Genomic DNA, 11,319 nt, shown 5'->3' on the forward strand with positions numbered 1-11,319 from the left:
GAAAAGTGGGTACTAGTCCGAACGTTTCAGATTGTCAGGGAGCTTCGCGGTCTCACCGTGCTTGAGAACCTGTTGCTTTCGCCGCCTCGTCAGGTCGGCGAGCGGATTGGCGGCGCATTGTTCGCGCGGCCCCTGGTCAAGCGGCAGGATCAAAAGAACGCGCTCAAAGCGCGCGAGATATTGCAGCGTCTTGGGCTCTGGCACGTCGCCGATCCATCCGCGGCTGCGCTTTCGGGTGGCCAAAAGAAGCTGCTTGAGATCGCGCGCGCCCTTTTGCTCGACCCCAAGTTCATTCTGCTCGATGAACCAGCGGCCGGCGTGGCGCCGCCTCTGCTCAAGGACATCATCCAGCTGATCAAGGAACTGAATGCGGAGGGCGTCTCGTTCGCCCTGGTCGAACACGACATGCGTCTGATCAGCGAAGTCTGCCACGACGTCCATGTCATGGCGGAAGGTACGGCGCTGGTCTCCGGCTCGTTTGCTGACGTCACGGCAGATCAACGCGTGATCGATGCCTATCTGGGGATGGCGCTGTGAATCCGGACGATATCATCCCGGCCCTTTCGATTCGCGATCTTCGCGCCGGATATCCTGGCGGCGGAGACATTGTGCGCGGGGTCACGCTCGATCAGCCGCCCGAGACGATTCTCGCGGTCATCGGCCCGAACGGCTCCGGAAAATCCTCGTTCGTAAAGACGCTGGCAGGCCTGCTGCGTTCACGGGAAGGATCGATCGAGGTGACGGGAGAGGCCGTCACCTCGCTGTCGCCAGCGAAGCGCGTCATGGCAGGGCTTGCCTACGTTCCCCAGGAAGAGAATGTCTTTCGCAATCTGACGATCCGGGAAAATCTGAAGCTCGCAACGGAATTCCTGCGCGGCCGCAGCGGCGTTGGCCCAGCGCAGGAAGCCCAGGTGCTGTCGTTGTTTCCGGAAATCGGCCGGAGGCCCAAGACGCTTGCGGGGGATCTGTCCGGCGGACAGCGGCAAATGCTGGCGTTCGCCTGTGCCTTGCTGTCCAACCCTGAGGTTCTGCTGCTCGACGAGCCAACCGCCGGGCTGTCGCCGAAATTCGTAAGCGAGACGATGGAAGCCGTCGCCCGCGTACGTGAAGCCGGTGTCGCCGTGCTTTTGGTCGAACAGAACGTGGCCGCGGCGCTGCGCATCGCCGACGAGGTGATGGTGCTGGTGGCCGGCCGCAAGAGCCTGCAGGCCCGCGCGTCCGACATATCGAATGCCGATCTGGCCGATCTGTTCTTTGCAAAGATGCAGTAGCGCATGTTAGGCCAATTGATCATCAACGGTCTCGTTTCCGGGCTATTGCTCGCGCTTCCGGCGCTCGCGCTCACCTTGGTGTTCGGCATCCTGAAATTCCCGAACTTCGCCGTTGGTGCGACGCTGACGTTTGGAGGTTATGCCGCCTGGGTCATGAATCATCAGGTCGGCGCGCCCCTGTTTGTCGCAGCGGCGGTCGCCGCCACTATTGCGGCCGGATTGGCCATTGTCTGCGACAGATTGATCTTTGAAAGGTTGCGTGACGCCGGTTCGATCGCGTTGCTGGTCGCCTCGCTCGGCCTCTCGCTCGTTCTTGAGAACATATGCCGGTTCGTGTTCGGTAATTCCACCCGCAACTTCGACGTCGAAATTGCACGACCGATCCGCTGGAACGGCCTGCGGATCAATCATGAGCAGATCGTCACGGCGGTGACCGTAATTCTCTGCGTCATCATCCTTCAGCTTCTGCTTTCCGCCTCGCCGCTCGGCCGCGCCATGCGCGCAACGGCGGACAACCCAGCGCTTGCCGCGGTCCGAGGCATCGAACGCAACACGGTCGCGCGCATCACGTGGGCGCTGTCGGGCGTGCTTCTGGCGCTGTCGGGGGTTCTGGCGGGACTGGACCGTGCCGTCGATCCGCTGCTCGGATGGAGCTACCAGCTTCCGGTATTTGCCGCCGCGATTCTCGGCGGGCTTGGTAGCCCGATTGGAGCGGTCTTCGGCGCTCTCGTGATCGGTCTGGCCGAGGAACTGTCGACACTCGTTTTGCCGACCAATTACCGACAGATCGTCAGCTTCGCGATCATTCTCCTGTTGCTGCTCATGCGGACGCGCGGGTTGTTCGGGGCAAAGGCGGTGCGCAAATGATGATCTATCTCTCCACCGTCATCGTCTTGGTATCCGTCGCTGCCCTCGTTGGGCTGGGCCTCAACTTCCAATGGGGCGTGGCTGGCCTGGTCAATTTCGGAGTGGTCGGCTTTGTCGCGCTGGGTGCCTACACTGCGGCTCTGTCGGTGTCCCATGTCGGATGGCTGTCGGCCATGGTGCTCGCGGCGGCTGTAAGCGCCGCCGCGAGCACGATCCTTGCGTTCCTCTCGATACGTCTTGCCGACGATTACCTCGCCATCGTCACCATCGGCTTTGGCGAGGTGATCAATATTCTGCTCCTCAACGAGGATTGGCTGACCGGAGGAGCGTTGGGAATCGCAAACATTCCGCGTCCGCTGTCCTCGATCATTCCAGCCGCGCAATACGATACGATCCTGCCGTTGCTGGCGATGCTGTTGGTCGCCCTGACGTTCGCGGCGCTTGAAACGCTGGTGCAGTCGCCGCTTGGCCGCGCGCTGCGGGCCGTGCGCGACGATCCCACGGTGGTGAGCGCGCTAGGCAAGCCGGTCCTGGTGCTTCGCATCAAGGCGTTTGCCGTCGGCGGCGCCGTGATGGGGATCGCGGGCTCGCTCCACGCCTTCTATCTCACCTATATCGATCCCGGTCAGTTCACTTCCATCATCACGGCCTATGCTTTCATGGCCGTCATTCTCGGCGGGCGAGGATCGAACCTCGGCCTGCTGATCGGCGCCTGCACGATCATGAGCCTGATCGAGGCGACGCGCTTCCTCAAGGACACGCTGAGCATCGTCGATGGCGTGCAACTGGCCGCGTTGCGCCTCGGCCTGGTCGGTCTCGGCATCATTCTTCTCCTGCTCCTGCGTCCGCAGGGGTTGCTGGCCGAGCCGCACAAACGCATTCGTGACTTTTTCCCGGATAGCGAGGAGACGCATTGATGCCGCGCGTTCACCCATTATCATCCGACGCGTTGCCTGCGCCCGTCGCCGAGGTCTATGAGAGGTTCGTCAAATTTGGGCCGTTTCAGGATCAGGCCGCGATTCTCGCTCACGTTCCTCCCGCTCTCGATCATCTCTACCGAATGCTGATGGAGCTCAAGGTACGGGGTGGCGTGCCCTGGCGCTATGTCGAGCTTGCCATCGTCGTAACGTCGAAGCTCAACGCCTGCGCCTTCTGTGTCGCGAGCCATTCTCCCGTCCTCCGGATCGAGGGCATCTCGGATGCGGCGATCGCCACGCTGCCTGCCGGCGATCATCCTGACTTTGATGACACCGACCGGCTGGTGATCGAATACGCCACGTTGATCACGCAAAAGGCGGGGCAGATCCGGGACGGCGTGTTCGAACGTCTCCGCGCCTGCTTCAGCGACAGTCAGATCGTGGAACTCACTCTGCGCGTCGCGCTTGCCGGATTCTTCAACCGCTTCAACGACGCATTGCAGATCGACGACGGCCGTGCGCTTGCGGTTTTCGAACGACAGGAATCGGAATCCCAGACACAGGAGCTTGAATGATGACGAAGTCGGATTGGATGCTTAATCGGCGCCAACTCGTTGGCATGATGGGCGTGTCGTTGGCGGGACTCGCTGTAAGGCCCGGCTTCGCGCTGGGGGCCGGTGAGATTCCGATCGGAATGGTGCTGCCCTTCACGGGGGCCACGGGTCCCTATGGACCCGATATGAAGAAGGCGGCGGACCTCGTGGTGAAGACGATCAACGATGCCAGCGGCGTTCTCGGCGGCCGCAAGCTTCAGCTTTACATCGAGGATTCCGAGACGAGCGCGACAACCAGCGTCACGGCAACACGCAAGCTGCTTGACGTCAACAAGGTGGAGGTCGTCGGCGGCTTCTGGGGCAGTCCGGAAGCGCTCGCCGCCAAGCCGCTGATTCTGGCGGCCAGCAAGGTGCAGATGGTGTCCGCCTCCGCCGACGGCATCACCGATGGCGACAACAAGGGTCTTGTCTATCGCTTCCAGGCGAAAAGTTCGCAATGGGGGCCGGCCGGCGCCAAGGTGATGACGAGCCTCAATTTGAAGAAAGTCGCCATTCTCGCACAGCAGAACCCGTTCGTGGTCGCGATGATCGAGCCGTTCAAGCAGGAAATGACCAAGCGCGGCGGCACCGTCGTCGAGGTGGTCATGTACAATCCCAATCAGGCGTCCTACCGCGCCGAAGTGGAGAAGGCGTTCGGCTCGGAGCCGGACGGCGTGTTCTGCGCGTCGCTGCTCACGGATTTCGTGGCGATCGCCAAGGAAGCCTACCGCGGCGGCTTCCGCTCCAAAATTGTTGCGCTCGGAACCGGCGCCGACGCCGACGGCGCCTTCATCAAGAGCGTTCCGAACGAGGTCTCCGAGGGCATCCATCACCTTCAACCAGGGCCGCCGTTGGAATCGGCCGCGTACAAGAAGTTCGTCAAGGAGATGGGGGCTCCGGATGGGACCGTGTTCCTGTTCGCGGGAAATACCCACGACCAGATATGCGTAACGGCGCTGGCGATGGAGCACGCCAAATCTACGGAAGCGGCGGTGTGGGTTAAATCGATCCGCGAGGTCTGCAACCCGCCAGGGGAGAATGTCGACGACATCGTCCGCGCGCTCGAGATGGTCCGCGCCGGCAAGAAGATCAATTTCGTGGGCGCCGGCGCAACCGTGGACTTCAACGATCGTGGCGATCAGCTCAACCGATCGTTCGTTCACCAAGTGATCCGCTCCGGTAAGAACCAGATCGTGGAGATCGTAGCCTGACCTGACGTTACAGGTCGATCAATCGAATCGTTGAAACGGGGGCGCGACGGCGTGTTGCGCCCCGAGGGAGAGACGCATGCCGAAAACAAGCAGGATGCACCTTTGCGGGTTTCTGATCGCCGGGCCGGTGGTTCATAGCCACGCAATCTGGAGAAATCCTAAGCATCGCACGGACTTTCTCAGTCTCGGTCACTACGTCGGGATTGCCCGGCTGCTGGAACGGGGAAAGTTCGACTTCATGTTCTTCGCAGACCGGTTGGCCATTGCGGATCGATATGGTGCGAGCCATGAGACCGGTATCCGCCATGCAGATCAGGATGCGACGCGAATGGATCCGGTGCCGATCCTCGGCGCAATTGCGGCGGTGACGAGCCGTATCGGCCTCGGTGCGACGCGCTCGACCACATACGATGCGCCCTACAACATCGCGCGCGAGTTCGCGACGCTGGACCATATCTCCGCTGGCCGCGCGGCGTGGAATGTCGTCACATCCATGAACGACGGCGAGGCGCTAAACTATGGCGACGTTCCGCATCTCGGGCACGATGATCGATACGACCGTGGCGACGAATTCATGGAGGTCGCCTTTGGCCTATGGGACAGTTGGGACAAGGATGCCCTGCTGCTCGACCGCGAAAACGGAATCTATGCGGATCCCGGCAAGGTTCATTACCTGAATCATAAAGGACGGTGGTTTCAGTCGCGGGGGCCTCTGAACATTCCGCGGAGTCCGCAAGGACGGCCCGTCATCATCCAGGCGGGATCGTCCGGTAGGGGCAAGGCTTTTGCGGCTCGCTGGTCCGAGGTGATCTTCGCGCTCCAGCCGAGCTTGGAACGCATGCGAGCGTTCAAGAGCGACGTCGCTACCGCGCTTGTCGATGCGGGCCGGACGCCCGATGCCAGCAAGGTACTGATGGCGATCATGCCGTTCATCGGCGAGAGCCGGGCCGAAGCGGAAGAAAAGAGAGATCTTCACGATTCGCTGGTCAACCCGCTGGTCGGGCTTTCGACCCTCGCTGCCCACGCCAATGCCGATTTCTCTCATTTCTCGCTGGAGGAGAGTGTCGAGCAGCTTCAGTCGTCGGGAAGTCAGGGAAATCTGGCGGCATTGAAAAGCATCGCGGCTGGAAAATCCATCACGATCGCGGACGCCGGTCGTATCTATGGCCAGGGCGTCATGTGCCCAAGGCTGGTCGGGACCGCAAAGGATGTTGCCGAGCAGATGGCGGAAATTGTCACGTCAGGTGCATCGGACGGGTTTGTGGTTTCGCCCGCGTTTCTTCCTGATACCTTCGAGGATTTTGTCGGGAAGGTCGTCCCTGTCTTGCAGAAGAATGGGCTCTTTCGGAGCGAATATGAGGGGGGGACTTTGCGATCTCACCTCGGCTTGGTCGCAACGTAGGACGGCAGATGTCCGAACTCGACAAACGCCTGTCACTTTCCTCGGTCGATGCCGAGCAATTCAGGGCGGCCATGCGGTGCATTGCCTCGACCGTGACCGTCATTACGAGCCGGGCGGATTCCGTGACGAACGGGATGACGGCAACCGCCGTTTGTAGCGTTTCGGCCTCGCCGCCTTGCATTCTTGTCGTCATCAACCAGGCCAATCGTTCGCACTCGCTGATCGAAGAGGCAGGTGTTTTCGCAGTGAATGTGCTGGCGTCGAACCAGTTGCCGTTGGCGCAGCATTTTGCCTCGAGACCGGACGAGCCGCTCGAGAGCGTGGAGCATCACCAGGGGCGGACAGGAGTGCCAATTCTGGGAGGATGCGCGGCCAGCCTGGAATGCCAGCTTGAATCGCAAACGAAATCGGGAACGCACTCGATCTTCGTGGGGCGGGTTGTGTCGGCCCGGGAAACAGGAGCTTCGCCATTGCTTTACTGGAGTGGCCGGTTTGCGGGCCTCGAGAAAGAGCTTCCGTGAGTGCGAGTAAGAAGCTGCGGTTCGTTCGCTCCTGGTGTGTAAAGCGGACCAAAGCTCCACATTGGACGCCGAGTGGGCTTCGCGGCGTAGCGGGCTCGCAACCACGGGCTACGATCTCGCACGCCAACCTGCAATTCCTTACGCTTGGTGGCGCGTGACGGTCTCTGGTTAGAATAATGTGTCCGCGAATTGGATTTGGACGATTTCATCACGTCGATGATCCTACAGTCGAGAGAGTAGCACGAACAATGCACCAGGCATTTCTGGCAAACCAGCCACTTTCCTTTTCGAACAGATCGGTAATAAGCTGCTCCCCTTGGACAATGAAGTCGCCGAGAACCTGGAGCAGTTTGCATCATTATGGGTTTGATGGAGAATAATGCCGGTGCGTGGCGTGTCGGCGTCCTGTTTTCGCAAACAGGCGTCACATCGACGATCGAGCGGACGCAGCTCAATGCCACCTTGCTGGCGATCGAGGAAATCAACGCGAGAGGAGGCATTCTGGAACGGCCGATCGAGCCGATTTTGTACGACCCTGCCTCCGATCCCAAGAAATTTCGCGCCTTCGCCGAGCGGCTGTTCCAGGTGGACAGGATCAGGCTTCTGTTCGGCTGCTACATGTCGAGCACGCGCAAAGCGGTCCTGCCGGTGGTCGAGGCGCATCGCGGATTGCTGTTCTATCCCACCTTGTATGAGGGCTTCGAATATTCGCGCCACTGCATCTATACGGGGGCTGCGCCCAACCAGAATTCGCTGCAACTCGCCAAATTCCTGCTGTCGGCCTACAACCGATTCCTGTTCGTCGGCTCGAACTACGTCTACCCCTATGAATCGAACCGCGTGATGGCCGATTTCGTGGTGCAGGGAAAGGGCAAGGTGCTGGACGAAATCTACGTGCCGCTGCGTCCGACCCCTGACGATTTCGACAAGGTCATCCACCGCATCAAGAAGACCTCGCCGGACGTCATTTTCTCCACGGTGGTCGGCAGCGGCACGTCCGTGCTTTATCGCGCTTATCGCGCGGCCGGCTTCGATTCGGCGCGCATGCCGATCGCGAGCCTGACCACGAGCGAAGCGGAGGTTGCGGAAATGGGTGCCGAAGCTGCCGAAGGCCACATCACCGCAGCTCCCTTCTTCGAGACGCTTTCCTCGCCGGCGGCAAAGCGCTTCGTCACCAGCTTCAAGGAGAAGTACGGTGCCGACGCTCCCGTCACCGCCTGCGCCGAGGCCGCCTATTTCCAGCTTCATCTGGCGTTTCGCGCGGTCGCGAAATGCGGCTCCGACGATCCCGAACAGGTGCTCGGAAACTTGCGCGACGCCGAATTCGATGCCCCGCAGGGCCGCGTCAGGGTCGATCCGGAGAACAACCACACCTTCCTGTGGCCGCGGATCGCCCGGCTCGACCGGCATGGCCGCTTCCAGACGGTCTGGAATCCCGGCGTGCGGGTGAAGCCTGATCCCTACTGTGTCGTCCAGAGCCTCGACGATTGGTCAGTCGAGCTGCCGGTGCTCCACTCATAAGCATCCCGTAACGGAGAACTGGACGTGGCCATCCAAATTCTTCGGGACTTGCGGGGATTGCGGGTTCACGTCGTGCATCCGGCCGACACCGAGCGCACCAGGCTGGTCGAGCATCTGCGCCGTATCGGGTGCATGGTCGAGACCCAGTGGCCGGTGCCGGATTGCTGGGCGGAAGGCGCCGATATCGTGCTGCTCGCGATCGAGCACGACGTGCGCGAGGAAATCCAACGGCTGTTGAAGTCGGATGCAAACCACCGGCCGACGCTGATCGCCGTGGTCAGTTACGAGGATCCATCCACGCTCCAGCTTGTGCTCGAAGCCGGCGCAGTCGCAGTGATCGAGCGACCGATCAGGCCGTTCGGCCTGCTCACCAATCTGACGATCGCGCGCAGTCTGTGGCTCGAGCGGCGCGAGGCCGAGAAACGCGTGCGCAAGCTTGAGCGCAAGCTCGCCGGTATCCAGCGTATCCAGAAGGCGAAGGTCATTCTGATGGATGGCCAGGGATTGAACGAAGCGGAAGCATACGAGACGATCCGCAGACAAGCGATGTCGAAACGTCTGTCGATGGACGAGATGGCGGCCGCGATCATCCACGCAAATGAGCTGTTGCAATACCGTTTGAAAGGTGATTAGCTTTTGAGGTGTCGCGAGAGGAAATCCTTCTCGCGACTTTTGCTGGACCATCGATGCTGCTGGTTCGGCTCAGGCTAGGTAAGCCCGAAAGATCCGCGAGGGTCTGTCGGGCTTTTTTGCTTTGTGGGGTCGATATCCGCCGCCGACGCATTAGCGTTTTCGGGGGAGCGTCCTGATCTGGGATTTTTCTGGCTTCGAAACAACGCGCTTCGGCGCGAACGGCTTGGTGCGCCTGGACACACGGGGAGCGTAGGTATGGCGATCGACAGACGGAGGTTTTTGAGGAATGGCTTGCTCGCGACTGGTACGGTGATCACGTCGCCTTGGGTCTTTCAGACCGGCGCGCGTGCGGCAGGCGAGGTCAAGGTCGGCGTGTTGTTCTCTCTGACCGGTGGTCTTTCGATTATCGAGAAATCGCTGCATGACGCGACGCTGATGGCGATCAGCGAGATCAATGCCGCCGGCGGCGTCAAGGGCATGAAGATCACGGCGATCGTCGAGGACGGCGCTTCCGATCCCAAGACTTACAACGAGAAGGCTTCGAAGCTTGTCATCCAGGACAAGGTGCCGACCGTGTTCGGCTCCTACACCTCGGCGAGCCGTAAGGCGGTGCTGCCGGTGTTCGAGAAGCGCAACAATCTCTACTTCTATCCGACTTATTACGAAGGCTTCGAATGCTCCAAGAACGTCGTCTACACCGGCGCCGTTCCGAACCAGCAGCTTTCGAACTTCATCCCCTGGATCATCAAGACGCTTGGCAAAAAGAAATTCTTCATCGTCGGATCGAACTACATCTATCCGCGCGAGATGGCCAAGGTCTCGAAGATCCTGATCGAGAAGAACGGCGGCGAATGGATCGCCGACGAATATCTCGAACTCGGCCATTCCGAATGGGGCTCCATGGTCAACAAGATCAAGAGCTCAGGCTGCGACGTCGTGTTGTCCAACGTGGTCGGTGACTCCGTGGTCGCCTTCTACCGCGAATACAAGAACCAGGGCCTCACCCACGACAAATTGCCGATCTGCGCCACCGTGACCTCCGAGATCGAGATCGCGGCGATGGGCGCGGAATATGCAGTCGGCAGCTACACCTCGTTCCCGTATTTCCAAGCGATCGACACCGACCGCAACAAGGCCTTTGTCGAGCGCTACCGCGCCTTCGTGAAGGATCCGAAGGCGGTGACCCACCACGCGCTGGAGTCTTCCTATTTCCAGGCCTTCCTGTGGAAGCAGGCGGCCGAGAAAGCCGCCGAGATCACACCGGTCGCGATCCGCGAGGCGGTGAAGGGACAGGAGTTCGATGCGCCCAACGGCCATGTGAAGATCGATCCCGAGAACCTGCACACCTATCTCACGCCGCGCATCGCGCAGTGGCTCCCGGACGGGCAGGGCAAGATCATCGACGCCTACAAGGAGCCGGTCGTGCCGCTGCCCTATGTCGCCTATGGCGAGACCCCGACCAACCTGTTCTGCACAGGCAAGGGGCTCGATACGGCCAAGCTGAAAACCTGATCGAGGCACACAGCCTCCGCCGCGCGTGCTTGCGCGCGGTGGAGGGTGGGACGGTGGCATGCTCGAAGTTCTTTTTATCGGTCTCAGTCTCGGGTCGATCCTGCTTCTGGTCGCCCTTGGCCTTGCGATCACCTATGGCGCGATGGGCGTGATCAACATGGCCCATGGCGAGATGGTGATGGTCGGCGCCTATGTCACGGTGCTCTCGGGCATCTGGCTCGGCACCAATATTTTCGTGGCGATTCCGCTCGCCTTCATCGTCACCGCGCTGCTCGGCCTCCTGATCGAGCGCGTCGTGGTGCGCAGGCTTTACGGCCGCCTGCTCGACACGCTGCTCGCGACCTGGGGCATCGCCATCCTGATCCAGCAGGTGGTGCGGCTGGAATTCGGCCTGTCGTTTCTCGGCATCCACGTCCAGGGCCTCGGGCCGGGCCTGCAGAACGTTGCCGTGCCGCCGTTCCTGCAGGGCACGTTCTCGATCCTTGGCGCAGATATCAACCGCTACCGCACCTTCATCATCCTGGTGACCGTGATCCTCGCGCTCGTGACCTGGTTCATCATCTATCGCACCTCGATGGGCACGCAGGTGCGCGCCATCATCCGCAATCCGAAGATGGCGGCGGCCTGCGGCATCGACGTGACCCGCGTCAACGCGCTGACGTTTGCGTTTGGTTCAGGCCTTGCGGGCGTTGCGGGCGTGATGATGTCGGGCTTCAAGACGGTGTTTCCCGACATGGGCACGTCGATGGTGGTCGACGGCTTCCTCGTCGTCGTCATGGGCGGCGTCGGCAGTCTGCTCGGCTCGGTGTTGTCAGCCGGCATCCTCGGCGAGATCAACGGCCTCGTCGCGGCCGCGACCAACGACATCCTG

At 61.0% G+C, this 11,319-nt stretch carries 12 protein-coding genes; all 12 read left to right on the forward strand.

All coding sequences use genetic code 11. From position 1 onward, the window contains the following. On the forward strand, positions 1-537 hold a 537-nt coding region (locus CWO89_RS33125), incomplete at its 5' end, for an ATP-binding cassette domain-containing protein (protein WP_130582692.1). Further along, complete coding sequence (locus tag CWO89_RS33130) at positions 534-1,271, forward strand: branched-chain amino acid ABC transporter ATP-binding protein (RefSeq protein WP_130582693.1); 738 nt, start codon at positions 534-536, stop codon at positions 1,269-1,271. The genes CWO89_RS33125 and CWO89_RS33130, both read left to right, overlap by 4 nt. Before the next feature lie 3 nt (positions 1,272-1,274). Then, positions 1,275-2,138 (forward strand): branched-chain amino acid ABC transporter permease, encoded by an 864-nt coding sequence (locus CWO89_RS33135; protein WP_130582694.1) that lies wholly within the window; start codon positions 1,275-1,277, stop codon positions 2,136-2,138. Continuing rightward, positions 2,135-3,055, forward strand: coding sequence for a branched-chain amino acid ABC transporter permease (locus CWO89_RS33140; protein WP_130582695.1), 921 nt, complete (start codon positions 2,135-2,137; stop codon positions 3,053-3,055). The genes CWO89_RS33135 and CWO89_RS33140 overlap by 4 nt, the downstream gene beginning before the upstream one ends. Further along, positions 3,055-3,630 carry a carboxymuconolactone decarboxylase family protein gene (locus CWO89_RS33145; RefSeq protein WP_130582696.1) on the forward strand — a complete coding sequence of 192 codons (576 nt, stop codon included), beginning with the start codon at positions 3,055-3,057 and terminating at the stop codon, positions 3,628-3,630. The genes CWO89_RS33140 and CWO89_RS33145 overlap by 1 nt, the downstream gene beginning before the upstream one ends. Further along, positions 3,630-4,859, forward strand: a complete 1,230-nt coding sequence (locus tag CWO89_RS33150; RefSeq protein ID WP_165421426.1) for an ABC transporter substrate-binding protein — start codon at positions 3,630-3,632, stop codon at positions 4,857-4,859. Before CWO89_RS33145 ends, CWO89_RS33150 begins: the two co-directional genes overlap by 1 nt. A 94-nt stretch (positions 4,860-4,953) precedes the next feature. Further along, complete coding sequence (locus CWO89_RS33155; RefSeq protein WP_245476694.1) at positions 4,954-6,261, forward strand: LLM class flavin-dependent oxidoreductase; 1,308 nt, start codon at positions 4,954-4,956, stop codon at positions 6,259-6,261. Positions 6,262-6,269: 8 nt separating this feature from the next. Beyond that, positions 6,270-6,782, forward strand: coding sequence for a flavin reductase family protein (locus CWO89_RS33160; RefSeq protein WP_130582699.1), 513 nt, complete (start codon positions 6,270-6,272; stop codon positions 6,780-6,782). Between the two features lie 360 nt (positions 6,783-7,142). Continuing rightward, on the forward strand, positions 7,143-8,303 hold the full coding sequence (locus CWO89_RS33165; protein WP_130582700.1) for a transporter substrate-binding domain-containing protein: 1,161 nt from the start codon (positions 7,143-7,145) through the stop codon (positions 8,301-8,303). 24 nt (positions 8,304-8,327) lie between these two features. Then, positions 8,328-8,936, forward strand: coding sequence for an ANTAR domain-containing response regulator (locus tag CWO89_RS33170; RefSeq protein WP_130582701.1), 609 nt, complete (start codon positions 8,328-8,330; stop codon positions 8,934-8,936). A 255-nt stretch (positions 8,937-9,191) separates the two neighbouring features. Next, positions 9,192-10,448, forward strand: coding sequence for an ABC transporter substrate-binding protein (locus CWO89_RS33175; protein ID WP_130582702.1), 1,257 nt, complete (start codon positions 9,192-9,194; stop codon positions 10,446-10,448). 58 nt (positions 10,449-10,506) lie between these two features. Beyond that, positions 10,507-11,319, forward strand: an 813-nt coding sequence (gene urtB, locus CWO89_RS33180; RefSeq protein WP_130582703.1) for an urea ABC transporter permease subunit UrtB, incomplete at its 3' end; no start/stop codon positions are given.

Source organism: Bradyrhizobium sp. Leo170 (assembly GCF_004296405.1).
In the GTDB taxonomy this organism is placed as follows: Bacteria; Pseudomonadota; Alphaproteobacteria; order Rhizobiales; family Xanthobacteraceae; genus Bradyrhizobium.